At 57.9% G+C, this 25,178-nt stretch carries 19 protein-coding genes; 11 read left to right on the forward strand and 8 right to left on the reverse strand.

What is annotated here, in order from left to right; translation table 11 throughout:
• Window positions 1-123 precede the first annotated feature (123 nt).
• The 8 genes from V8P77_RS22980 to V8P77_RS23015 all read left to right on the forward strand — a co-directional run bounded on the left by V8P77_RS22980 (window position 124) and on the right by V8P77_RS23015 (window position 9,222).
• The gene (locus V8P77_RS22980; RefSeq protein WP_335914408.1) at window positions 124-1,104 is read left to right on the forward strand and encodes a substrate-binding domain-containing protein; all 981 of its coding nucleotides are present in this window, start codon (window positions 124-126) and stop codon (window positions 1,102-1,104) included.
• A gap of 71 nt (window positions 1,105-1,175) precedes the next feature.
• Window positions 1,176-2,702, forward strand: coding sequence for a sugar ABC transporter ATP-binding protein (locus V8P77_RS22985; RefSeq protein ID WP_335914409.1), 1,527 nt, complete (start codon window positions 1,176-1,178; stop codon window positions 2,700-2,702).
• Between the two features lie 14 nt (window positions 2,703-2,716).
• Window positions 2,717-3,724, forward strand: a complete 1,008-nt coding sequence (locus tag V8P77_RS22990; protein ID WP_335914410.1) for an ABC transporter permease — start codon at window positions 2,717-2,719, stop codon at window positions 3,722-3,724.
• A 4-nt stretch (window positions 3,725-3,728) separates the two neighbouring features.
• Window positions 3,729-4,619, forward strand: coding sequence for an aldose 1-epimerase (locus V8P77_RS22995; protein WP_335914411.1), 891 nt, complete (start codon window positions 3,729-3,731; stop codon window positions 4,617-4,619).
• A 21-nt stretch (window positions 4,620-4,640) separates the two neighbouring features.
• Window positions 4,641-6,263, forward strand: a complete 1,623-nt coding sequence (locus tag V8P77_RS23000) for a GMC family oxidoreductase (RefSeq protein WP_335914412.1) — start codon at window positions 4,641-4,643, stop codon at window positions 6,261-6,263.
• A 110-nt stretch (window positions 6,264-6,373) separates the two neighbouring features.
• On the forward strand, window positions 6,374-7,432 hold the full coding sequence (locus V8P77_RS23005) for an alpha/beta fold hydrolase (RefSeq protein WP_335914413.1): 1,059 nt from the start codon (window positions 6,374-6,376) through the stop codon (window positions 7,430-7,432).
• A 175-nt stretch (window positions 7,433-7,607) separates the two neighbouring features.
• Window positions 7,608-8,657, forward strand: a complete 1,050-nt coding sequence (locus tag V8P77_RS23010) for a class I SAM-dependent methyltransferase (RefSeq protein ID WP_335914437.1) — start codon at window positions 7,608-7,610, stop codon at window positions 8,655-8,657.
• A gap of 220 nt (window positions 8,658-8,877) precedes the next feature.
• Window positions 8,878-9,222 carry a YkgJ family cysteine cluster protein gene (locus V8P77_RS23015; protein WP_131665628.1) on the forward strand — a complete coding sequence of 115 codons (345 nt, stop codon included), beginning with the start codon at window positions 8,878-8,880 and terminating at the stop codon, window positions 9,220-9,222.
• 283 nt (window positions 9,223-9,505) lie between these two features.
• On the opposite strand, the gene fcl is transcribed toward V8P77_RS23015, so the two are convergent.
• The 7 genes from fcl to V8P77_RS23050 form a co-directional block, all read right to left on the reverse strand.
• The gene (gene fcl, locus V8P77_RS23020) at window positions 9,506-10,597 is read right to left on the reverse strand and encodes a GDP-L-fucose synthase (RefSeq protein ID WP_335914414.1); all 1,092 of its coding nucleotides are present in this window, start codon (window positions 10,595-10,597) and stop codon (window positions 9,506-9,508) included.
• A complete protein-coding gene (gene gmd / locus V8P77_RS23025; RefSeq protein ID WP_335914415.1) occupies window positions 10,590-11,693 on the reverse strand; it encodes a GDP-mannose 4,6-dehydratase in 1,104 nt (367 codons plus the stop codon). Before gmd ends, fcl begins: the two co-directional genes overlap by 8 nt.
• A 100-nt stretch (window positions 11,694-11,793) precedes the next feature.
• A complete protein-coding gene (locus tag V8P77_RS23030; protein ID WP_335914416.1) occupies window positions 11,794-13,992 on the reverse strand; it encodes a GumC family protein in 2,199 nt (732 codons plus the stop codon).
• On the reverse strand, window positions 13,989-15,131 hold the full coding sequence (locus tag V8P77_RS23035) for a glycosyltransferase (protein ID WP_335914417.1): 1,143 nt from the start codon (window positions 15,129-15,131) through the stop codon (window positions 13,989-13,991). Before V8P77_RS23035 ends, V8P77_RS23030 begins: the two co-directional genes overlap by 4 nt.
• A complete protein-coding gene (locus V8P77_RS23040; RefSeq protein ID WP_335914418.1) occupies window positions 15,125-16,225 on the reverse strand; it encodes a glycosyltransferase family 4 protein in 1,101 nt (366 codons plus the stop codon). The genes V8P77_RS23035 and V8P77_RS23040 overlap by 7 nt, the downstream gene beginning before the upstream one ends.
• The gene (locus V8P77_RS23045) at window positions 16,222-17,172 is read right to left on the reverse strand and encodes a glycosyltransferase family 2 protein (RefSeq protein ID WP_335914419.1); all 951 of its coding nucleotides are present in this window, start codon (window positions 17,170-17,172) and stop codon (window positions 16,222-16,224) included. Before V8P77_RS23045 ends, V8P77_RS23040 begins: the two co-directional genes overlap by 4 nt.
• A 9-nt stretch (window positions 17,173-17,181) precedes the next feature.
• Window positions 17,182-17,397 (reverse strand): hypothetical protein, encoded by a 216-nt coding sequence (locus V8P77_RS23050; RefSeq protein WP_335914420.1) that lies wholly within the window; start codon window positions 17,395-17,397, stop codon window positions 17,182-17,184.
• Between the two features lie 394 nt (window positions 17,398-17,791).
• Here V8P77_RS23050 and V8P77_RS23055 point away from each other — a divergent pair, with 394 nt between their 5' ends.
• Window positions 17,792-19,111: an O-antigen ligase family protein gene (locus V8P77_RS23055; protein ID WP_335914421.1), complete on the forward strand. Its 1,320-nt coding sequence runs from the start codon at window positions 17,792-17,794 to the stop codon at window positions 19,109-19,111.
• A complete protein-coding gene (locus V8P77_RS23060) occupies window positions 19,108-21,237 on the forward strand; it encodes a right-handed parallel beta-helix repeat-containing protein (RefSeq protein ID WP_335914422.1) in 2,130 nt (709 codons plus the stop codon). The genes V8P77_RS23055 and V8P77_RS23060 overlap by 4 nt, the downstream gene beginning before the upstream one ends.
• A 347-nt stretch (window positions 21,238-21,584) precedes the next feature.
• Here V8P77_RS23060 and V8P77_RS23065 read toward each other — a convergent pair whose 3' ends face one another.
• Window positions 21,585-23,810, reverse strand: a complete 2,226-nt coding sequence (locus V8P77_RS23065; protein WP_335914438.1) for a right-handed parallel beta-helix repeat-containing protein — start codon at window positions 23,808-23,810, stop codon at window positions 21,585-21,587.
• A 685-nt stretch (window positions 23,811-24,495) separates the two neighbouring features.
• Here V8P77_RS23065 and V8P77_RS23070 point away from each other — a divergent pair.
• On the forward strand, window positions 24,496-25,092 hold the full coding sequence (locus V8P77_RS23070; protein WP_335914423.1) for a hypothetical protein: 597 nt from the start codon (window positions 24,496-24,498) through the stop codon (window positions 25,090-25,092).
• Window positions 25,093-25,178: the final 86 nt, after the last annotated feature.

Consider the following 25,178-nt stretch of genomic DNA (forward strand, 5'->3'; position numbering starts at 1 on the left):
CGCCCGCCATATCTTTAAAAAAATAAATCCTATTTATATTGACAATAATCATACCTAATTTAAATTCGCCTGGTCGGTTGGCTCCGCCATGGAGCCTGTCGTTGAAGATAACGGGAGGGAGCAATGAAGCTCATCGTACGCGCCGCGATCCTGGCGCTCACCACAATTGCTGGATCACATGCCACGTCAGCTTTCGCGCAGGACAAGGACCTGAAGGTCGGCGCCATCTACATGGATGCTCAGGGGTTTTATGCAGGTGTTCGCAAAGGCATCCAAACCGGCGCGAATGATGCCGGCCGCAAGCTGGACATCGTCGAGACCAACGCTCAGGGTGATGTAAGCAAAGAATCTTCGTTCATCGACTCTCTGATCTCATCAGGCGTGCAGGCCATCATCGTATCGCCTGTCTCCGCAGATGGTTCGTATCGCGCGATCCGCCGCGCTCATGAAGCCGGCATTCCGGTCGTCTGCTACAACACATGCCTCAACGACGCCGACATGAAGGAATATATCTCGGCCTATGCTGTCGGCGATCCCTATGATTTCGGTCACAAGCTCGGTGATGCCGCAGCCGACTACTTCATCGCGGAAAAGAACGATGCGCCGAAAATCGCCGTCCTGAACTGCGAATTCGTGGAGGTGTGCGTGACTCGCCGTAAGGGCTTTGAGGAGGCCCTGAAGGCAAAGGTTCCAGGCGCACAGATCGTCGCAAACCAGGAAGGCGCTGTCCTCGACAAGGCGGTTTCGGTAGCAAGCACGATGCTGTCGTCGAACCCCGATATCGATGCCTTTTTCGGCGAAGCAGGTGGTGCAACACTCGGTGCCGCTCGTGCCGTGAAGAGCCAGGGCAAGACCGGAAAGGTCGTCGTCTTCGGTGGTGACATGACGACCGAGATCGCTCAGGAGCTGGCCGACTTCACCGTCATCAAGGCCGTTGTCGATATCTCCGGCCAAGGTCTCGGGAAGCTTGCGCTCGCTCAGGCCATCAAGTCGATCGATGGGCAACCGCCGGAAGGCATCAAGGTTGCCTACAATATCGATCTCTACAAATCTTCCGAAGACGGCAAGGCGTGGCTGAAGGCCCACTCCGACGGCATTCCGTAAGATCACCTCCCAAGTCACGAGCGTCGAGGCCGCCGGGTGACCGGCGGCGCCTTTTCGAAGGTGGAAATTGAATGACACAGACATCGCGAACAGCCGAACTCGCTTCCCATCCGATCGCATCGATTGCGGGGTGCACGCGTCAATATCCTGGCGTGCTAGCTCTCGACGATGCATCGTTTTCAGTAGCGGCCGGAGAGGTGAGGGCGCTACTTGGGAAGAACGGCGCGGGCAAATCGACGCTGATCAGACTCCTAACTGGAGCTGAAATCCCCGATAGCGGAACCGTCATGATCGACGGCGAGGAACTGCGACACTCGGGATCAAGCCGCGCCCAGGATGCATTCGAAAAGGGTGTTCGGGTCGTCTATCAGGAACTCAGTCTCGTTCCTGGCATGACGCTTGCGGAAAACCTGTTCCTTGGCCGTTGGCCGAGGAAGGGCGGTGTCATCCAATACGCCGACATGGAAGCGGAAGCATCCGCGGCCATGCGGCGACTAGGGCTCAATCGTGCCCCCAATGCCCTGGTTGCAAGCCTGAGCCCGGCTGAGCGCCAGCTCCTCGAAATTGCTCGCGTCCTCCTTGGACGGCCGAAACTCGTTATTCTCGACGAGCCGACCAGTTCGCTTGCGGCCGCCGAAGCCGAGAAGGTCATGGTGGCGGTGACCCGCATTGCTTCGGAAGGCATCGCGGTCATTTATGTCAGCCATAGAATGAACGAGATCCGTCAGATTGCGCATTCAGCAACGATCATGCGCGATGGGCGCATCATCGATACTGTCGACGTCAAGGGCGCCGATACCCGAGAGATCGTTCGGCTTATGCTTGGCGCCGAGGCTTCAAAGGCAGCGGCATTGGACAATCGAAGCCAAGAGAAGACCGTTCTGGAAGTTCGAGACATCGCCCTGGCGCCCAAGCTAATTTCTATTTCCTTTCAACTCAAGGCTGGAGAAGTGCTCGGGATTGCCGGGCTTCTCGGCTCCGGGCGGACAGAGCTTCTTCAGGCAATCATGGGCGTCCGCTCCTACGATCACGGACAAGTCCTCGTCGACGGTCAGGCCGCTCAACCCGGTCGGTACAAAAGAATGATTGCCATGGGCTTCGCCTATACGCCCGAAAGCCGGAAAGAAGAGGGGATCGTTCCTCTTCTCGGTGTCGACGAGAATACGCTTTCGACAAATTTTGCCGGCGTCAGCAAGCACGGAACCCTATCAGCCAAGATGATGGCGGATGCCACACGCAAGGTGATCCAGCGCCTGCATATCAAGACAGCCCAGACGGACACCCCGATCGGCACGCTGTCGGGCGGAAACCAGCAAAAGGTCGTTATCGGCAGATGGGTTTATGCCAACAGCCGCGTCCTGCTCCTAGACGAGCCCACCAGAGGCGTGGACGTCGAAGCGAAGGCTCAGATCTATGTCATCATTCGTCAGCTTGCAGCGGAAGGGCGGAGCGTGATCTTCGTTTCCAGCGAGATTGAGGAACTGCCGCTCGTCTGCGATCGAGTGCTGGTCCTCAGGGACGGCACCCTCAAAGAAGAATTCAAATCACCCAAGATCGATCAGGACGCCTTGATGGCCGCCTGCATCGCCGGACATTGAGGGAGAGACGCGATATGTCACTCGACCAGACTGCAAAGTCAAAATCGGCGACCGAAGGAACAAGATCTCGTTTCTCGTTGTCGCAACATATGAACGAACTCAGTTTGTTCGTTGCGATCGTAATACTTTACGTCGTTTTTACAACCACGGCGAACGGTTTCCTTTCGTTCAATAACCAGATCAACATCCTCCGAGACGCTGCTACGATCGGGATCGCTGCGTGGGCGGCTACGCTCATCATCATTGCGGGTGAAATCGACGTCAGCGTCGGTCCGATGGTGGCGTTCATTTCCGTCGTGCTTGCGTTTCTGCTTCAGTGGGGCGTTCCGACGCCGATCGCCTTCGCGCTCGCAATTTTGGTCGGTGCTTTGCTCGGTTCGATCGCCGGAGCTCTGCGAGCATACTTCGATGTCCCGTCCTTCGTTGGCACGCTCGGTCTGTGGAGTGCTCTTCGCGGGACCGCATTGTTCGTGACCGATGCGCTGCCCGTTTCCGTTGGTCGCAACGATACCCTGGACGCCCTTGATCGTTCGTTTCTGGGTATTCCGCCTGCCGCGATCATCATGCTGATCTTGTTTGCGGTGTTCACCTTCATCAGCCGAAAGACAGCTTTCGGCAGGTCCGTTTTCGCGATCGGCGGCAATGCTCACGCAGCGTTTCTGAGCGGCATCAGTGTCTCCAAGATACGCGTCGCGCTCTTTGCGATCGCCGGTGCAATGGCGGCGATTTCCGGTATTCTCCTGCTCTCACGACTGGGATCGGGCAACGCGACCGCAGCCACCGGCCTCGAGTTCGACGTTATCGCAGCTGTGGTGGTCGGAGGAACGTCGCTGTCTGGCGGGCGGGGCTCGATGCTTGGCACGCTTCTCGGCGTGCTGGTTATCACCCTCATCGGTAACGGCCTTGTCCTGCTTGGCATCAATCCTTTCTTCCAGCAGGTTGTGCGGGGCCTGATCATCGTCATCGCGGTGCTTGCCAATATCCAGGCGATCAAGCGCAGCATGTCCCGTAACAAGAGCTGATCTCATGTCCATTGTAAGCCTTGAGGCAGGGCCGCTGTCTCTTCGCGTTTCGACAAGAGGAGGGCTTGTGCTCGGCTTTTGGCGAGATGTCGGGTCGGGCAGGACAGCGCTTCTGCGTCCCTGCCTGTTCGACGACGTCGATGCGCTTGGCTCTTCCTGCTACCCGCTTGTGCCGTTTGGCAACAGGGTGAAAGACAATAAGTTCTCGTTTGAAGGAAATGACTATCACTTCCGCCCGAACACGGATTGGGACAAGCACTATCTGCACGGCGAAGGCTGGCAGGCGGACTGGTCTATCGGAGGGAGGACACCGACGTCGATTGAACTGGTGTTCGTCCACGAGGGCCAAGGCACGCCATACGAATACCAAGCCCGGCAGCGCTTCGCCCTCGACGAACAAGGGCTGACCATGACGCTTGCGGTCGAAAATCGTGGCCAGCGCTCACTGCCATTTGGACTCGGCTGGCATCCTTATTTTCCGATGACGCCGAAGACGACGTTGCTTGCTCCCGCTCGCAAGTTTTGGACCGAAGTCGAAGGATGGCTGCCAGGCCATCAGACCGAAATACCGAAGGAGCTGGATTTTAGTTCTCCGGCGCCGCTGCCCCAACATTGGGTCAACAACGGGTTCGAGGACTGGAATGGTGAAGCATGCATTACTTGGCCGGAGCGGAATACATCGCTCCATTTAACTGCCGACGCCATTTTCAAGAACGCCTTTGTGTTCGTATCAGATACGACTTTCGATACGAGCTTCAAGCGTGACTACTTTTGCTTCGAGCCGATGAGCCATCTCGCCGACGGACACAATATGCCCGACCTCGGCGGTCTCAAGGTTTTGAAATCCGGTGAAGCCATCTCTGGCAGCATCCACATGCGCCCCTCCAGCATCTGATATCGATTACCGGAGTTTCCAATGCCTGCGAGTGACCGTTACGATTACATCATCGTTGGTGGAGGAAGCTCCGCCTGCGTCGTCGCCGAGAAACTGGTGCGCGAGGGCAAGGCGCGAGTCCTGCTTCTGGAGCGCGGACCCGCAAAAGCCAATCCGATCATGAGCTTTCCAGCCGGGTACATGAAGTTCCTTGCCAAAGACACATATCTCGCCATGCATCAAACCAAGCCGCAGCCCCAACTGAACGGCCGTGGTCCCATCGTGCCGCAGGCCAGGGTTCTAGGCGGCGGCAGCGCCGTCAACGCGATGGTCTACATGCGCGGACAGGCGGCGGATTTTGATCTTTGGAACGAACTGGTCACGCCGAAAGGATCCAATGACGGCGCTTGGTCCTACGGCGACCTGCTTCCCTATTTTAAGGCGCAGGAGGATAACGATCATCTTGCCGGTGATTTCCATGGTGTCGGTGGGCCGCTGAAGATCTCACATCTTGGACACACAAGCGCGATGACGCGAACCTACGTGAAAACCCTGCAAGCCATGGGGATCCCCTACAACCCGGACTTCAACGGCGCACATCAGTTTGGCGTCGGATTCATGCAGCATACCATAGACTGGAAGACCAGAAGGCGGTCCAGCGCCGTCGATGCCTTCCTCGCACCAGTGATGAGCGATCCGCTGCTGACCATCGAGACGGAAGCGACCGTCACCTCGATCAGGATGGAAAGCGATCGCGCCACTGGCGTCGATTACATACGCAACGGGAGCCGGAAATCCGCGAGTGCGGGGGAGATCATTCTCGCCGCTGGAGCCTATCAGACGCCAAAACTGTTGATGATTTCTGGTGTTGGACCGGACGAAGAACTCACCAAGCATAATATTCAGAAGAAAGTCGTGCTGCCTGGCGTTGGCAAGAATCTACAGGATCATTACGAGTGCCCGATCGTTGCAACCACGAAGGGAGCCTTTGGCTATTATGGTGCGGACCAAGGCTGGCCAATGATCAAGGCTGGGCTGCAGTATCTCATGTTCAAGACAGGTCCGGTCTCGACGACTGGGGTGGAGACCTGCGCGTTCTACGACCCTGACGGCAATAACGATCGACCGACGATCCAGATGTTCTGTGTGCCGACCGTCTACCTGGACCGGGACGTCATGGGCACCGAACCCGGTGATGGCGTCACGATCAACTCGCTTCTGCTTCGTCCAAAGGCGAGGGGATCGGTGACGTTGGCGTCGAGCGATCCATTCGAAAACCCGATCATCGACACCCGGATCTTCGGCCATCCCGATGACCTGCGCCTGACCATTGCAGGGTTCCGGTTCGCCCGGACGGTTCTCGAAGCGTCCCCCATGCGTGAGCTGATCGAAAAAGAGATATTCCCTGGCGTGGACGTGACAAGTGACGAGGCCCTCGCCGCTCATTGCAAGCGCACTGTCAAAACCGGCTATCACCCTGTCGGCACGTGCAAGATGGGTCAAGACAGCGACCCGGAAGCGGTCCTGGATACCAGCCTCAGGGTCCGAGGCACACGAGGCCTGCGGGTCGTAGACGCGTCTCTGATGCCAACGATCGTCAGCGGCAACACCAACGCTGCCGTCATGGCTGCGGCAGGCAAAGCTGCAGGCCTTATCCTGGCATAGACTGGGCATATCATGAAACTCACAACCTACAGGCCATCGCTGGGGCAATTGGAATCGCCCCTTAGGAGATAGGTCTATTATGCGATCTTCGGCTGCGATATTCTCGACCGATGAAACTCAGTCAGACCATACGGTTCGCTACAGCCGAGGACGGCACCCGTATCGCCATGGCGTCTTGCGGGCAGGGTCAGGTGATCCTGCGGGCGGCGCACTGGCTGAGCCATGTCGACTACGATCTCGAAAGCCCGGTGTGGCGGCCGTGGCTCCAGGCGCTGTCCGCCCACAACCGGTTCGTGCGCTACGATCCGCGCGGCTGCGGCCTGTCGGACCGGCATGTCTTTGACCTTTCGGTCGAAGCGTGGCACGCAGATCTTGCTGCCGTGGCAGCGTCGATCGAGGAGCCGCGCTTCGTCCTCCTCGGTCTTTCGCAGGGCGGCGCACTCGCTATCGCATATGCCCTCAAATATCCCGAGCGAGTATCGCATCTGGTGCTTTTGAACGCCTATGGTCAGGGGGCCCGCGCCAGAGCTCAGACCGAGGCGGAGCGGCTGGAAGCCGAGACCCTTGTCAATTTCGTCCGCGTCGGCTGGGGACGCGATAATCCGGCGTTTTGCCAGTTCTTCACCAATCTCTTTATCCCCGACGGCACGCCTGAACAGCATCGCTGGTGGGGCGATCTCGAGCGGCAAACGGCAACGGCCGACGTCGCCGCGCAACTGCTTTGGCAGATGCAGGGGATCGATGTGCTGGACCTTGCGGCGATGCTGCGCGTCCCGACGTTGATCGCACACAGCCGCGGTGACATGCGCGTGCCGTTTGACCAGGGTTGCAAGCTCGCCGCCGCGATTCCGGGCGCGCGCTTCGTGCCGCTTGAGAGCAAGAACCATGTGCTCCTGCCGGACGAGCCTGCGTGGAATGTGTTTCAAACGGAGCTTGCCGCCTTCCTCGGGCAGGATCGGTCGGTGCGGCCGCGTGCGGTCAGTGAGGCCGGTCTGACACCCGCCGAGGCCACCCTTCTCGACCTCGTCGCGGAGGGGCTAGACAACCGCGCGATCGCAGGACGGCTTGGCAAGAGTGCAAAGACCGTGCGAAACCAGCTGTCGGTGATCTTCAGCAAACTCGGCGTGCATAGCCGCTCGCAAGCGATCGTCGTTGCGCTCTCCCGATAGTCCCGCTTCTGCAGGTGGATAGACCTCCTCCGATGCCGATGGGACATGTGTCCCTCCAAGGAACGGGATTTCTTCGCAGGCGCGGGACAACCGCCTCATGCCCGCCGAGACGGTAAGGTTCATCCTCGGCGTCATGGATGGCAAGACGCCATCCGAGGACCGGGAGGAATTCGAGATGACGGAAATCAACGAAACAACGCTCAATGAACTCGTGGGTCGCGTCCTTGGCGACCTCGGCGGAGCGGTTAGCGTGCCGCTGGTCCGGATCGGGGATGCTCTGGGGCTGTACAGGACGCTGAAGGAGGTCGGGCCGGTGAAGGCCGACGAACTTGCCGATGCCTCGGGATGCGCACCTCGCTATGTGCGCGAGTGGCTGGCGGCACAGGCTGCCTCGGGTTATGTGCACCATGAGCGAGGATTGTTCTCGCTGACGCCCGAGCAGGCCATGGTGTTTGCCGAGCCGGACAGCCCGGTTAATCTGATCGGCGCGTTCGATACCGCTGCTGCGATGGTCGAAAACCAGCCGAAGGTGCAGTCCGCCTTCAAAACCGGCCGAGGCGTTGCCTGGGGCGATCAGGCCGGCTGCATGTTCTGCGCTGTCGCGCGGCTATTCCGCCCGGGTTATGTCAATGCCCTTGTGCAGGACTGGCTGCCGGCGCTCGACGGTGTCACCGACAGGTTGAAAACGGGGGCGAAGGTGGCGGACGTCGGATGTGGGCACGGGCTATCGACGATCCTGATGGCGCAGGCGTTTCCGAATTCCCGCTTTGTGGGCTACGACTTCCATCCAGGCTCGATTGCCGCTGCGTCCGCGCACGCCCAGGCACACGGGTTGACGAACCTGCACTTCGAGGTCGGCCGGGCGCAGGATTTCGACGGCCGGGATTTCGATTTGATCACCTGCTTCGACTGCTTGCACGATATGGGCGATCCGAAAGCCGCTGCGGCTCATATCCGAAAGGCGTTAAAAGAGGGCGGCGTCTGGATGGTGGTCGAACCAATGGCCGGAGATACGCTGGAGGAGAATATCAATCCGGTTGGACGGCTCTACTACTCAGCCTCGACGATGATCTGCGTTCCGACCTCGCTTGCGCAGGAGACAGGGCTGGCACTCGGTGCGCAAGCGGGAGAGCGGCGGTTGGCCGAGGTGATCCGCTCAGGCGGTTTCACCCATATCCGGCGTGCAGCCCAGACGCCCCTCAACATGATCCTCGAGGCCACCTGACAGGTCGCGCCTCCCGTTGGAAATGCCGCGCCGCATTCCCGGCCTCGTCAGGAAAGTCGACGAGTGCGGCGACTGGCTTGCAGGAGCACGGCAGCCACCTCATCTTCAGCGACGGCAGTAAACCGTGCAACTCATTGCCGTCTGACGGCGACTGTCGAAGCCAGGTTAAGCGCATAACCGAAGGCTTTGCTCTTGGCGGGCTGTGTGGTAGGAGCGGGCCATGACATCATTGATCGATTTCGATTGCCAAGGCTGCGGAGCCTGCTGCTCCTTTTCGCCGACCTGGCCCAGATTTTCCACCGAAACGGATGCTGCTCTCGATTTGCTGCCGGCGCATTTCGTCGCCGCAAACGAGCAGGGAATGCGTTGCGACGGTGCGCGCTGCTCCGCACTGGTCGGTCGCGTCGGTTCAGAGACATCCTGTCAAGTGTACGATCTTCGGCCTGACGTCTGCCGCGCGTGCGTCCCAGGGGATGACGCTTGCTTGACCGCGCGCGCGTTCTTCGGGCTCGGTCAGCCAAGTTTGCCGCCCGGTCACATCGATGCGGAGCCGCCAATCAACTGAGGCGGGTTCCGTCCGGCTCCTCTCTTGGCCTGTCGACTTTACTGCAGCGATTGTCGTCCGACAGTCCAGCCGAAGGTAAGGCCCGGTGGAGCCATCCAATGTGGACTATCTGCCTAATAGCGCGACAAGCGATATCGGCATTTCGACCGCGAAGAAATCCATTGCCGCACCGATAATCATCACCCACACGACTATCAGGAAAATGAGCGCTGCAACGCTGATTTCCAAAGGCTGCATTATTTGTGCCGTCCCAGCATATGCGTCCCCCCGAGACAAAACCCTGTTATCCCTCGTGCAAATTCCCGATGCGCGAGGGATGATGCGCGACGGTCGACAGCGTGGGCGCGTGCGGCGCCGAACTCTTCGCTTTCTCGAAACTGACGTCGCTTTGACCGATCAAGTCGCTGGACACAGCTCTGTCGCTGCGTTCGAGATGATGGCCTTCAAGGAAGGAGAGATAGGCATCTGCGATGCCCTCCTTCAGACCTATCCTAGGAGACCAGCCGAGAGTGCGAAGCTTGTCGACGCTCAGGAGTTTACGTGGCGTGCCATCTGGCTTGGTGAGGTCGCGCGTGATCTTGCCTTTGAAACCAACGATCTTGGAGACGAGGTATGTCAATTCGAGGATGGTAATGTCTTCGCCGCAACCTACGTTCACATGACTTTCGGCGGAGTAGGTCTTCATGAGATGGAGGCAGGCGTCGGCGCAATCGTCAACATGCAGGAATTCGCGCCGCGGCGTGCCGGTACCCCAGACGCATATTTCTCGTTGCTGGTTGACCTTGGCCTCATGCGTCTTGCGTATGAGCGCCGGCATGACATGGCTTGACCCGAGGTCAAAATTGTCGCCTGGACCGTAAAGATTGGTAGGCATGGCCGAGATGAAATCTCTACCGTGCTGTTTGCGATAGGCTTGGCAGAGCTTTAATCCGGCAATTTTGGCGATCGCATACCATTCATTCGTGGGCTCAAGCGATCCGGTCAGAAGTGAGTCCTCAACGATCGGCTGATCGGCGAATTTCGGATAGATGCAGGACGAGCCCAGAAACATCAGTTTTTCGACGTGAGTTCTATGGGCGGCGTGGATGACGTTCGCTTGGAGAATCAAGTTGTCGTAAAGGAAGTCGGCCGGATAGGTAGCGTTCGCGAGAATACCGCCGACCCTCGCAGCAGCCAGGAAGACAGCATCGGGACGATACTTACTCATCCAGGCCTCGACCTGTTCCTGCCGTCTGAGATCGACCTCGGCACGGGTGGCCGTCAAAATCTCGCAACCCTCGGAAGCGAGACGCCGCACGATCGCAGAGCCCACCATGCCTCGGTGGCCCGCGACATAGACCCTCTTTCCGGCAAGGCTGTAAATCACCTCAGGCATAGGCAAAACCTTTGGTTACACCGACCGACGGGACATTGCGTGCCATGACTTTCAGATCCTCGCGAACCATCTCTGCAACCAGCTGATCAAGACTGGTTTCATGTTTCCAGCCAAGCTTCGTGTGCGCCTTCGTCGGATCGCCGATCAGAAGATCAACTTCAGTCGGACGGAAATAAGCTGGATCGATCTCCACCACACACCGACCGGATGTCTTATCGTATCCCTTTTCCTCAACCCCGTTCCCACGCCAATCAATCGGCATGCCCACCTTGGCAAAGGCTTTGTCGACAAAGGAACGAACCGAGTGCGTTTCGCCGGTCGCAAGGACATAGTCCTCCGGTTCATCCTGTTGCAGCATCAGCCACATGCCCCGGACATATTCTCGTGCATGTCCCCAGTCGCGCTTGGCGTCCAAGTTGCCGAGATAGAGCCTTTCCTGCAGCCCAAGATGGATCGCCGCCGCCGCCCGGGTGATTTTGCGCGTCACGAATGTTTCGCCGCGGATTGGGCTTTCATGATTGAACAAAATGCCGTTCGAGGCGTGCATGCCATAGGCCTCGCGATAATTGACCACAATCCAATAGGCGTAGAGCTTGGCCGCCGCGTAGGGGGATCGGGGGTAAAAAGGTGTCGTTTCGCTCTGCGGGACTTCCTGAACTTTGCCGTAGAGCTCTGAGGTGGACGCTTGATAGAAGCGGGTCTTCCTGGTCAGCCCCAGGAGGCGAATTGCTTCAAGTAGCCGAAGGGTGCCGGTTCCATCGGCGTTAGCCGTATATTCCGGCGTCTCGAAAGAGACTTGGACGTGGCTCTGTGCGGCGAGATTATAGATTTCGTCCGGCTGCGTTTCCTGAACGACCCGGATGAGGTTCGTTGAATCGGTCATGTCCCCGTAATGCAGAATAAAGCGAGGATTCTCGACATGGGGATCCTCGTATAGATGCTCGATGCGACTGGTGTTGAAGGACGATGAGCGTCGCTTGAGGCCGTGAACAATATAGCCCTTCTCCAGGAGCAATTCGGCCAAATACGCACCGTCCTGGCCAGTTATACCCGTAACCAGCGCGACTTTTCGGTTCTTTGTCATTCCGGTATCCATGGGTTGCCCTCCAACTCGAATACTAATGCTGAAGTAGATTAGGCTTTGTAGTTCATGCAATTTCCAAACGTGCGTGTTTAACACCGAATGTTCGATGTATCTAAGACTTTACACCGTAGTATTTCACCAGAGATTTCGAAAACAGCTCCGAGTCACTGAAATTATACAAAGCGTGCCTTTTTGGATTTACATTGTTGATCGCGATAACAATTTCCGAATTTCGCGAGCTTTTCATTTGCTGCAGGCTGAACTCGACCGCGCGGCGGCTCGTCTTTCCCCATCTGACAACTGCCAGTGTTTTTTCCGCCAGGGCAGTCAAATGCACTGTATCTGTAGAGACGAGCACCGGCGCGCTGTCAAAGATGACAACCTGGCCAGCCGTGCCCGCCATCTCGATGATTTCTGCCAGGCCGTTCAAACGGGTGCGCCGCCGGAGACTGAATCTTCCAGATGGAATGAAGTCGATACCGCTTGGATGGTGGTAGACGATGTCACGGAGATCTGCCTGACCGTTCAAGAATTCGTTCAGTCCGTACATTAACTCCGGCCTGAAAAACGAATCGAGCTTTCCCCGCCGAAGGTCGCCATCGACCAGCAGCACTGGAATTGCGGCGGCGGCAAGTTCGATGGCCAACGATCTCGCGACAAGCGACTTGCCTTCCCCGCTGTGGGCCGAGGTAACAACGATACTGCTCGGCAACTTGCCGCCATTGGACTGCTTGAGTGAAAGCACCACGGTACGGATTGCTTCGTCAAACATCGGGACCGGCATATGTTCGAACATCGTTTTCGAATTTTCCCACCGCGCCAGACGCGGGATAAGTCCAGCCGGTATCGCGCGCCCCATTCCAGCTATCTGGTCGAAACTCCGGACTGTCCGGTCTGACATTTCGATCACGAAAGCAGCTGTTGCGGCTGCCGAGATTGCAGCCAGGAGTGCGCCCACCAGATAGAAAAGCCGTCCACGTCCCTGTGGCGTGAGCGGCACTGAAGCCGGTGAGAAAACCTCCAGCTCCGCCCCCGGCAGCATGGCCTTCGCGGCAAGGTCGCGGCGCTGGTCTTCAAGCTTGTCGAGTGTCGATTGCTCCTTGTCGGCAATACGCTGCAGTCGTGTCAATTCCGTCTGCGCCAGGGCATCGCGTGTGCGTTTTTTCCGATCATCAGCCAAGATGGATTGCAGTGCGTTGGCTTCATGATCAAGTGCGGCGAGCTTGGCGCGCATCGTTTGCAGATATTGCTTGGTCGCAAGGTCGAGATCGGTACGGGATTGTTGGATCTTCCCACGTAAATCCACCACGGCCTCGGCACTGCCGTCATATGTCTGAAGAAGACGGGCGAGATCTTGCTCCTGTGCGTGAAGATCGCGTTGCTTTGTGGCAATGCTGTCGGGCACGACGATATTCTGCACTGCGGCCGAAGCGTTATCCGTTCCTTCCAGCGTGGATATCGTCGCCTTTACCTCAACCCGGCGTTCGTCGATTTTCCCTTCGCGGCCGGTGAGTTCCAGGAGTGATTTGATACGTTCATCCTGAGCGTCCTCTTTAGAGACGATGTCCATCGATTCTTGATAGGTGCGGACAGCGTCGCGAGCAACATTCGCGCGAGTCTGCTGTTCGGTGACGCGGTGTCGGATCCATTCTTCCGCTGAAACCAGGCGGCCACTGACACTGCCCTTCCGTTCATCGAGGTAAATGCTGACGAGCCGGTTCGGAACCGTGGCTGCGAGTTCAGCATCATTCGCAGTGAAGCTGATCTGGATAACTTCACTCTTATCTCCGTGCCACACGCCGAGCGCCTGATAATATTCCCGGATGGTGGCGTCTATATTGTCTCCTACCGGCAAGGTGGGTTTTTTCGTGTCGAACAGGCCTCGCAACTTCGCCCGGATCCTGTCAATGAACGAGATCTTCCGCAGCGCAGGATTGAATTCCGGCAGCATGTTAAGCCGCAGTTCGCGGACGACTCGCTCTGCAATGCTTCTGGATAAAAGCCGCTCAGTCTCCGATTTCACGTCAATTAGATCACCGGGGCTGGTATCGTCCACACCAAGTGATGTTGCGAGTGGCTGGCGGATAATCAATCGGGCCGATGCCTGATAGGCGGGCTTCAACTCAGAGATCACAATCGCCGCGGGCACCATCAGCAGCACCGTTATCGTCATGATCATGATCATTCGTCGCCGGACGAGACCGAAGGCGGATGCCAGATCGAAGTTGTCCGCCTTGGTCTCCACCTGAAAGCGAGGATCGTAGCGCATCGGCGAGATCGGAAGGTTGCGGTCCGCAGCGGAAATCGTCATCGTGCGCCAACCATTGCTTGAGGTTTCGCGGAAACGGTTTCGTAAAGTTTCTCGAGCGACCGCATATAGGCCCTCATGCTGAAACGGTTGAGATAATGTGTGCGGCCCTGGACCGAGAGGCGGATGCAGATTTCTGGATCGGAAACCAGCTTCGCCAGGGCTGCAGCCAAGGCATCCTGGTCTCCGACTGGGACGAAGATGCCGGTTTCGCCGTCGGTAATGACTTCTTCATGCGCCCCGACACGCGTAGTGACGACGGCGAGGCCGTGGGACAGCCCTTCGAGCACAGCCATTGCCAGACCTTCGGCGTACGAAGGCAGGACCAGTATATCTGCACGCGCACACAGGGCTCGCGCCTCACCGGCGTCAAGCCAGCCGGGCATTTCTACCAGATTTGAAAGCGCCATGGCGTCAGCCTGACGCCGATAATCCTCGACAGGACCGTCGCCTGCCAGTACAGCCCGCCACGGGAGGTCTTTCATGACCGGGTGGCTCAGGGCCAACAGAAGCTCCCTGACCCCCTTGCGTTCACTCAACCGGCCAAGGAATACAATCAACGGTATTTGACCGACACGAATATCGTGCGCCCCCGGATCGGGGACGCAATTATGGGCAACGACCGTGCGGCGCTCGTCAACGCCCAGAAGCGTCGTCAGCGTCATGCGATCGCGCTGGCCGAGCGCCACAACGCAATCGGCATTTTGAAACATCCGACGTATGAGCCGTTGTTGGCGCGGCGAGCGTAGCGCAAAGTCGCCGGCATAATCGTAATCGTGCAGGTGCAATATGTGGCAACACCCAAACAAACGGGCAGCCTCTGTCAGGATCAGTTTTCGGGAGGTGCTGCCGCGGCCGGCGATATGGATATGGTGAATGCGAGCGGGCGCAACAATCCGGTCCTTTGCCATCGTCAGGATGGCGCCGAGCAGGCGTGCGGGTGATGTCACCTTGGACCATTGAGCCCCTCTGGTATCGGTGACGAAATGTTGCGCTCCGGTCTCTTTCGCGGTCTCTGTTATATAGCCGACCAGCCGGCCAATTCCGCCGCCGTTCTCGCAGCCGCCCGGAACATAGTGGCGGACACTAGCCGCGCTCGGTGCTGCCATTCGACTTCTGTCCGTGAGGGCCTCCGTCAGCATGATCCGACCACCTCCCGATAAACGGCCGCGGCCTGGGCGCCGACCCGTTCAGGCGAGTTCGGTCCTTTGGCCCATCCGAGCGCATTGGCACCGAAACTGTTTCTAAGCTCGCCGTTGTCCGCCAATGTCCTGATTGCTGCCGCGAGCTCTTTGGTATCTCCGGGACGGACCACCATTCCCAGCCCGTTGGGCTGAACGGTGCCCCGCAACTCGCCGACGTCCGTAACGATGACCGGTTTGCCAAATGCGGCGGCAAGGTTGAGCACACCGCTTTGGGATGCTTCCGTATAGGGAAGCACGACGATGTCGGTGTCCAGGAAAAGCTGGGCAACCTCTGCATCCTCGATGAAACGATTGCGAATGTCGTAGCGGCCGGCATCCCCCATGAGCGGCTGGAAGATCAGCGGATTGTCGCCACGGCCTGCGACCGTGATGCGCAGGTTGGGAAGTATGTCCTTGAGCATCGCCTCGGCCCGGACCAGATGTTCCAGGCCCTTGTAGGCAAAAATCCGTCCGAAGAGCAGGACGCGTATAGTTCCATCCGCTTCGCGCGGCGCCATCTTCTGCCGCCGGGCGAGCTCCGCATAGCGAAGGATTGAGGGATGCGACAGGACATGGACACAGTCCGGCGATTTTGAATATCGATCGAGGACCATCCGCTTCAGTCCCTCACCGTGGACGACAAGATGTCCGGATTGCTTCACCATCAATTCGGGGGCCCAGCCGGGCAGCGTACGCGTCTCGGAATCGCCGGGATGGATTTCCACGTCATGAACGGTCGTCACAAGCGGGATCGGGCGCCAGAACGGCACGGCGAGGTTCAGCCAAAGTGTCGAATTGCTGAGGAGATGGATGAGGTTCGGTCGCTCCCGCCGGATCAGACGCGTAAGCTGGTACAGAAACCAGGGATTGGAGACAGAACGGTGTCTCGGCCAGTCTAGAAGGCGCAGATCGACAGCCGGATCGATGGAAGAGGCGAGATGTGCGTAGCTCCGGCGCGGCACGGCAAGCACAACGTCTAGATGTTGGGCAACGCCGCCGGCAAACGAGATGGTATAATCTTCCAGTTCGGAAACCAATAGCAGCGCCTTCATTCCGCTGCCTCCGACAAGCCGACATCCTCACCAAGTCGAGGCAGGTCGCAGGCTGTACGCAATGCATCACGCGTCCGCCTCAACAAGTTTGGTTCTCCCGCGAAAAAGAGCCCTTCCACAGCAAGTCTGAACCGGGTGCGTGTATCGGCGCCCTGCAGCCTGGCTGAGGCCACCCGGTACGGATAGTGATCGGTCAGACGCAGCCTTCCCGCCAGGTCGTGCGCAGAAAGAAACCGATTCGTCGCTTCAACGGTCGCCTGCCAATGGGCCATCCGCCTTCGCAGCATGGCGGCATCATCGACTGGCCGATACCAATTATTGTTGTGAATCCGATAGAACCCGAGTGGATCCGACAAGGCGACAACGCCCCCCAGAAATGGATAGATGCCTGTGAGCCAGGCATCGGCAGACAGGCGGAACTGCTCGGGAATATCCCCTGCAGCATCCCACGCGCTACGTCTTACAGCGATGGCTGATGTCATCGGGAAGGGCCACCAACCAGCCGACCTGGCGAGCCGTGGCGACAAATTTCCTGAACACAGGGTCCGAGGGATTGGCTTGAAGGCTGGTGAGCCATCGGTCTGCGTTGGCTGAAGTCGGTGATAAACAAGCGATGCCTGAGGATCGGAGTGGAAAGCAGCGGCTGTTGCCGACAGCTTTCCTGGCGCCCACCAGTCATCGGCATCGAGAAAACAGAGGATGTCGCCACTGCTTAACTTCACAGCAGCATTTATGGCGGCGGCCTGTCCCTGGTTCTCCTGAAAGATCACCTTCACACGGCTGTCATTCGATTCCAGAACAGATCGCGACTGGTCGGTAGAGCCGTCATCGACGACGATTATCTCGACGTTGCGAGCGTCCTGGCTCAATACGCTGTCTATCGCCCGCCCAACGAAGCGAGCGTAGTTGTAATTATTGATGAGGACACTGAGGGCTGGCTGCTCCATGGCGCGTTCTCAGGCGGATTGCAGCGTTGCACCGCTGTACAGCAGCGCAAAGTTGCTTAAGACGTCGAGCTTGACGCGGCCATCGAGGTCTGGAGCCTCGGTCATGTTGATATCCAAAGTCCCTTGTCGGCCGAACAGCATCTCGCGCAGAGCCGATGAGATCGCCACGCCGAGTAAAGCGCCCGTCGTGTTGCATTGAAAACTAGGATCATGACGCAGAAACATAGAAATCCTAAACCTTCCAGGCTTCGATTGCAGAGAGAGCCTCTGTCAGAATTGTTGCCTCATTCCAGCGGAACCGCGGCTTACCCACCACGCTTCACAAGACATTCGTTGCCACGGTACCGGTGAACGGACATGCGCAACATCTGCTCTTAAGGGCAATCCGGGGATATTAGGACCCGTCTTTTGGCTAAATACCGGCTGAAAGCTTACGTCAACATAGTCTTTGGGTGGAGCAAAGGTGCATTAGGCGTAGCCCGCCCTTCACTAGGACAGGTTGACTGCGGATGTGGCTGAATGGTTGCTTGAGAGCAGTGCAGCACGAATGCCGATACCTGTTTTTTTGATCTGCCGCGATCAACAGACGCTTGTCTTTTCAAGTCAGTCGGGACGGATAATGAGAGTAGATAGCCTCGGAACTGCCAGCGGACCAACCATCAGTTGGCGGACCATAGAATGCTGGGGCGCCGGCATATCCATTTTCTTTCAGGCCGGCGCGTTTCTGCCGCTTATCCTGGCAAATCCGGACGGCACGCTCAGCGAATCTGCCAAATCTATACTGCGTCTTCCTTGCTTTCCTGTGTACGTATTTACAATCGTGATCCTGATGCGCAATTTTCCGCAATTTCTAACGGCGCTCAGGCGAAATCTGATTGTACCCGCGATCCTTGTCCTGCCGTTTTTGTCCACCCTATGGTCAATAGGGCCTCAAACGACCTTGAGGCGAGCAATCGGCCTTTTGTTTTGCGTGCTTCTTTCCTATGTCCTGGCGATACGTTTCACGCCAAGGCAGTTGCTGTTCCTGATATTTGTGACCCTGGGAGCCTGTATCGTTCTCAGTGTGGTTATCTCCGTGGTGTCACCAAGCCTCGCCACCATGCCGGATGGTACGATGCGGGGCATCTTCATCCACAAGAACGTCCTGGGCTGGTACGCGTCTCTGATGATCTTGGTGGCAACGGCCGTGCTGATCGACGGGACGCTCGGCCTGCGGCGAACTGCGTTCATCTTGTTGGCCGCGGGTATCATCTGCCTTGCAAGCTCCGGATCGATGACCTCTATCCTTGCGACGTCAGCGGCCTATTGCCTGATCGGCTTTTATTTTCTCCTGCAAAGAAGCAGCAGCATTGGCCGCATCGTTATCGTCCTGCTTTTCGTTCAGCTGTCCATCGGCATTCTGATTTCACTTCACGAGTTCCTGGTTCCGGCCCTTGAAGCGCTCGGTAAGGACGCGACTTTGACGGGTCGGGTGCCACTGTGGGAGCTGGTTGATGTCGAAATATCCGATCGTTGGATGTTTGGCTATGGTTACCAGGCTTTCTGGACAACTGAGAACCCCGAAGCGACGCACATGTGGTTGAAGATGGGATGGGCGGCGCCCCACGCGCATAATGGATACCGCGATACCTTGTTGAGCTTTGGTATTATGGGAATGGTTCCGTTTGTTCTGATGCTTCTCCGTGCAATCCGCCAGGGCGCGGTTCTTCAATGTCATGACCCGCAGTACGGGTGGCTGTGGCTCAATGTCCTTACGATCATGATCCTGGTGATGAATCTGACCGAGAGTATTTTTTTCGCTCAGAATGACACGATCTTCATCCTGTTTACCGCAGCCATCATCATGTTTTCGCTGTACGCGCCCGTCGTTTCGATCAGCCATTCGCCACCTTGGCAGGCGCCCTCGCGTGGCCTTGCGAGCGGGTTGCAGATATCATGAGACGGCGTTTTGGACTGGTCCTGAGCATTTTGCCTGTCATGCTCTTTCCGCAGTCCGGCAATCCGACTCCAGTGGAGACGGAGATAGACGCGTCCGAGCGTCTGCAGATGCTCGTCAGGGAGGCGACCTGCGCGGAAGCTTCGCCGGCGACCTTTTCGGACAAGTTGAAGGGGACTTCACTGAGCAACATATTGACCGGAACATCCGCGACCCGGGCAGTATTCTATGTCTCCCCCGAGGGCAAAGACACCTGGAGCGGGCACCTTCCTAAAGCAAATTCTCGGCGTACAGACGGTCCTTTTGCCAGTATTGAAAGAGCGCGGGATGCTGCGCGCCAGAAGGGCGGCCAGAATACGATCGCAATGGGCAATGGGGATTACTATCTTGCTGAACCGATAGTCTTCGATGCTCGCGATGCGGGCCTAATCATCGCGGCGAGATGCAATGAGGCGCCGGTTCTGCACGGCGGCCCGATTGTGCGCAATTGGACGGCGCAGGCCGATGGTCGCTGGAAGGCGTCACTGAAGCTGCCTGCGGGCCGGGATGTGGGCGATCTTTTCGTCAGCGGCGCGCGCCAGACGCAGGCTCGCTTTCCCAACGCTCCACTCGATGGAGACCCGCGCAAAGGGTGGCTTTTTGCGGCTAAGTGCACGCAGGACGACGACTTATGGCATGGTAACACGCGCTTTTGCTTCCATGCCGGCGACCTTCCGATCTCAAAAAATGCAGCAGGCCTTGTCGCCCACATCGTCGGTGGTTTTCACCCCGGCAGCCAGTGGGGCAGTGACACCCTCCCAGTGGTTTCAATCGACACCGCGAACCGGGCGATAAATACCCAAGGCACCGGCTATTTCTTCACGGCAGAAGGCAGCCGCTATTTTCTGACCGGGGCGGCGGCGCTGCTCGATGCGCCTGGGGAGTGGTGGTACGACCGCACCAAAGGTCAACTCGACTATATCGCGACCGATGGACTACCAACAAGTTCTACGGCTGTGGCCGGCATCCTGCCGACCCTCTTCAGGCTGGATGGAGCCGACGGGATGGTTGTATCGGGGCTCCAGTTTCGGGATGGGGATCCGCGGGGCAGCGGCAAGTTTGGTACCGACACCAGAAGCTTTGGGGCCATACGGCTGGATCACTCGGACGGTGTTCGGCTGCTCGGCAACTCCATCGACAATGTCGGCGTCGGCATCCATGTTTCCGAGAGCAAAGATGTCTTGATTGCCGGCAACGTGATTGGAGATGTGGCTGGCAACGGGATTTACGTTGGCACGACCTATGGCAGCTTCGGCAAATCCGACGGTGCTAAAATCCTGTCGAACCATATTCATGACATTGGAAGGGTCTACTTCGAAACTGCGGGTATATGGTTCCAGGCGGCCGACAATATCAGGATCGCTCATAACCTGGTCGAGAATACTGCGCAGTTCGGTATCGCCGGCGGCTCACTGTGGGGAGCACAAGACGCAGTCCACGACGCAGTCATCGAACATAACGAGATCCGCAATGCCAATCAGCAGACGGCAGATGGCGGTGCCATCAAGCTGATGGGCGAGCAGGCAGACCTCCTGAACAGCAGCATCCGCTACAATCTGGTCACCGGGACAGGTCAACTTATGAATAGGGTCGATGGGACGTTTTGGCCTTCCGGGTATGAGAATATCAATGAATGGCCGACGCCTATCAGTTGGGCGATCTACACGGATGGCAAGGCCAGTGGTGTGCGCATCGAAGGAAATACGCTCTCGGACAATATATCGGCGATCGGCATCAACGGCGGCTGGAGCAACGTGGTGACGGGAAACGTCATCACGCACGGATCGGGCGCGGCTTTTCGCGTTGATGACAGTACGGGCAGGGGTTGGCGTCCGTCATGGGCACGTCCTAATCGTATCGAGAGCAATATCGTGTCAATCGACAGTAGCAACGGGCTTGCAGCCTATGTCTACGCTCCCGACCATGGGCCTGGATACGTGCAGTTCGCGAATAACCGCTACACCGGCAATTTGAACGACAAGAGCTTCCGAATACATCCGGAGATCATGCCTTCGGGAGAATTTGGCAGTTTGCAGGATCTTCAGAAGGCTGGGGCGGACACCGAAAGCGTAGTCGCGCCGCCCGAGTAACAAAAGGGCGCCGCGACGAGCGGTGTTCCTGCGGCTTTCCGGTGGTCACTGGCGAGATCTGCCCGAGCGGCTTGGCGACTCGTTCGGTGAAGTGACTCTATCCGCTGGATCGAGATGGGGAAATTCGCCCAGCTCCAGACGACATTCGTCGCGAGCCGAGCTTTGCCTCTTGCGCGAATGGATGCAGAACGGCCTGCCGCTGACGCCCCTTGACGAAATGTGGGATGCCGTAAGTCAAAAATTGCCGCGGAGAATCTGGCTGGGATTTTCGTGCCGGCACGAAGAGGTAGGTGGGACCGCCCGTGACGATGCAGGCCCGCCCCCCGGAAGGGGACGGGCCGACTGGCTCAGACAAGCAGGAAATCGTTGAAGTGAAGTGCTGCGGAATTGTCGAGATCGGCGACGTGGATCGCCGCGCCCGCTGCGCTTCCATCGGCATCATAGGATAGAATGCCGCTGGCCTTATCGTAGATCAGCTTGTCATCCGCCTCGAGCGCTTTTGTTCCGAGAACGAAATTCTCATTCGAAAATCCGGATAGGCTGAGCGCGGCGAAAATCGAATGATCGACCATCAGCTTGTCGCCCGCCGCGGAGGAAAAATCCCGGATCTTGTCGACGCTAATATTGTCGGGCTTCACATTGAAGACGAATGTATCGCCTCCGCCGCCGCCGGTCAGAATGTCTGCACCTGCCTTCCCGAACAGCTTGTCATTGCCGAGCCCGCCGGTCAGCTTGTCCGCACCGGCCCCGCCATCGAGAACGTTGCTGCCGCTATTGCCGGTCAGCACGTCGTTGTAGCTTGAGCCAGTCAAGTTTTCGATGCTGACGAACTTGTCACCGGCGGCATGCCCGCCCGTTGCGGCCCCAGTCGCCATGTTGACGTTGACCGCGCCGGAGCCCGTATAGCCCGCCGTGTCGTTGTCGGCACCACCATTGATGACGTCCCCGCCGGCGCCGCCGCTGAGTTTGTCCGCGCCAGCCCCGCCATTGAGAACGTTGCTGCCGCCATTCCCGCCGGTCAGCACGTCGTTGTAGCTTGAGCCAGTCAAGTTTTCGATGCTGGCGATCTTGTCACCGGCGGCTTGCCCGCCCGATGCGGCTTTAGTCGCCAGGTTGACGTTGACCGCGCCGGAGGCTGCATAGCTGGCCGTGTCGGTACCATTGCCGCCGTCGAGCACGTCCGCGCCGGCGCCGCCCTTCAACACGTCACTACCGCCGAGACCCTTGAAGGTTTCGTTGCCGCCGTTGGACTGACCGGTATGTGGCAGGATGTCGTTGCCGTTGGTGCCGGTGAATATCTTCGTCGGCGTGGTTGGCGTTTCTGGTTGCGTCGGCGTGGTTGGCGTCCCCGGTTGCGTCGGCGTGGTGGGCGTTCCCGGTGCCGCGCTGGAGCCCGATTCGTAGGCTCCCATGTCGACAGTCCCAACGACGCGAGCGTGGCCGTCCAGATCGACCGACCCGACGCCGTACTTGGCGGTTCCGCTGTCGATCGCCGCCGAGCCGGAGCCGAGGTGGAAGTTATCGCTCGCTGCCCCCGAGAATTTCGGGTCGATGCCGAGCTTGTTGCCATTCGCCGCGCTCGGCATCGCGTTGCCGCCGTCGGTCTTGACCGATGCCTGGCCGGCCGTGCCGTTGTAGGTGATGTTGTTGGCCCAGACAACGTTGTTGTTGGGGCCGTCGATCGACGTGTTGTCGATCGCAGTGTTGTTCTTGTTCACCGATGGGTCCGCAACGGCGATGTTGTTGGCCCAGGTGTTGTTGCTCGACGCCGAGTTGCTGAGCTCACCGCGCCAGGTGCCGTCGTTCGCCGGGTCCTGATTGTTGTGGTATGCGGTGTTGTTTTTCACCGTGACGGAGTCGCTCCAGGTAACCTGGATGCCTTTGCCGCCGTTCTCGTAGACGAGGTTATTGTCGACCAGGGTCTTGAACGTGTAGTTCGGATGACCGCTCGTCTGCGTGCTCTGGAAATCGTCGATGATGATGCCGTTGCCGTCGGTGTGCGCACCCGACTTGGTGACGTTGTCGTGCGAGATGTTGTCCCGCACGATCGTCCGGTAGCCGTCGGTCGAGGTATCGCCGGTGATGTTCCGGTTCTGGTAGATCGAGATGCCCGAGAACCAGCCCGACGACGCGTTATTGTAGGTCTCGTTGCCTTCGATTCTGATGAAGTCCGACCAGTTGAACTGAATGCCCGACTCCCCGCTGCCGTGGACCTTGTTGTTGAGAACTGAGATGTGGTGGACGTTGTTCGCTTCGATGCCGTCGCCTTTGGCGCCGCCGATGTCAAAGCCGTCGATTGTCACGTAGTTGGCGTTGACGCTGATCGCGTTCCACGAGCCCGCGGGCGGCCGGATCAGCGCCCCGCCGGGCACTTCCGAGCGCAGCGTGATGTCGGCTGCCGCCGAGCCGTCCTTGTCGATGTTAATAGCTTCGTTGTAGGTCCCCGCCTTCACCACGACCTCGTCGCCGGGTCTAAGGTTTGCTGACATCGCCTCGCTGATCGTGCGGAAGGGAGAGGAGGTACTGCCGTTACCGCCGTTACTGCCAGTCGTCGCTACGTAGTATGTTGTCATGGTCTTGTTCCTCAACCCCCGCCCGTTAATATTTGTGGTTAATCCAGCGTTACGGCGGCAGGTTATAGGGCGACATTTTTGAGGGCGCAACAGCAACGCAACGGTAAGTGCTTGAGAAGCATAGCCTTATTGCTGCCACAATATTCCAGTCGATCCAAAGTTACGTTTTGAAATATTTGGTGAATTTGGAGTCGACCAAAATGTGGCAGTTTTAATATCTCGCTTGCCGCGAGTTATTCTTTCTGCAACCAGAGCGACATGCATCCATTGAAAACTTTAGAAAAACCTGATGGGCGTGGCTGGATTGCTCCCGTCAAATGCGGAATCGACATTTTTTTCTGAATTCGGCAATTTTGGCCAGCATCGCCTTATGATTGGTGCTGATCGAGATGGTAATGGGAGGTCGACCGTATCGATTCGACCAACCCATTGCCCAGCATTTCAAGCGCCAGCGCTTTCCCGCCGAGATCATCTGGCATGCGGTGTGACTACACTTTCCGTTTCCGCTGAGCCTGCCTTATGTCGACAATCTGCTTGCCGAGTGAGCCCGATAATCGGCGGGGCAATATTATTGGCAGCAAGCTGTCTCAGCACCTCTGCACTGAGCGTTCCCCGAACTTCAGGATGGCGATTGCAGCCTTCCTCGGCATAAGAATGGGTCCATGCGTTGGATGGACCAAAGGTCATGAAAAAGCGCAACGCGGTCAGGTGTCCCGGCCATCCGTCGAAGGACCGATCGCGCCACGGTGAAAGCCTTTTGCGAGTCAACGCGAAGTCGCGGTCCGATCCGTCCACAAAACTTGCGCAGGCTTCTGTCAACGAATGTCGGCATTTGCCCGGCATGTTCAATGCGCACATCGAAAATGATGGCATCACCTGCCCGTATGCCCAAGCCCTTCTCCGGCATGCTCTTTACCAGGCCATTGAGATGAGATCTTGGTCGAACCTTCAATGTCGCTGGCGAGTTTTCGTCCTGATCCTGCAGGTAGAACGCGATCTTGTAGACTTTGAAGCTCTCGTCCGCGAAGATAGTTCCATCTATGCAGGCAGGGTGGTGGGGAACGTCAGTATGCCACGACGACGTGGTGTTGATCATCATATCGCATTCGCCTGTGAGAACGACGTCAAGCGGTTGCGTGATTTCCGTGAGGCGATTGAGGATCACGCCGGAAGTCAGAAATTTGGCAATTTCCTCTGCGACATACATGGCGTGAAGCTGGAATTTGCCGCCGTACTGATACCGACCTTCCGATTTCAGGTGCTGAGTGACAATCAGTCGTAGGCTTTCCACCTGATCGGCGGTCAGCAGTTCCCACGGTATAGCCGTCAGAGCTCAAATCTTTCTGCAGTTGGTTGATTCTGTCGTGC

The organism is Rhizobium aouanii (assembly GCF_037002925.1).
Classification (GTDB): Bacteria; Pseudomonadota; Alphaproteobacteria; order Rhizobiales; family Rhizobiaceae; genus Rhizobium; species Rhizobium aouanii.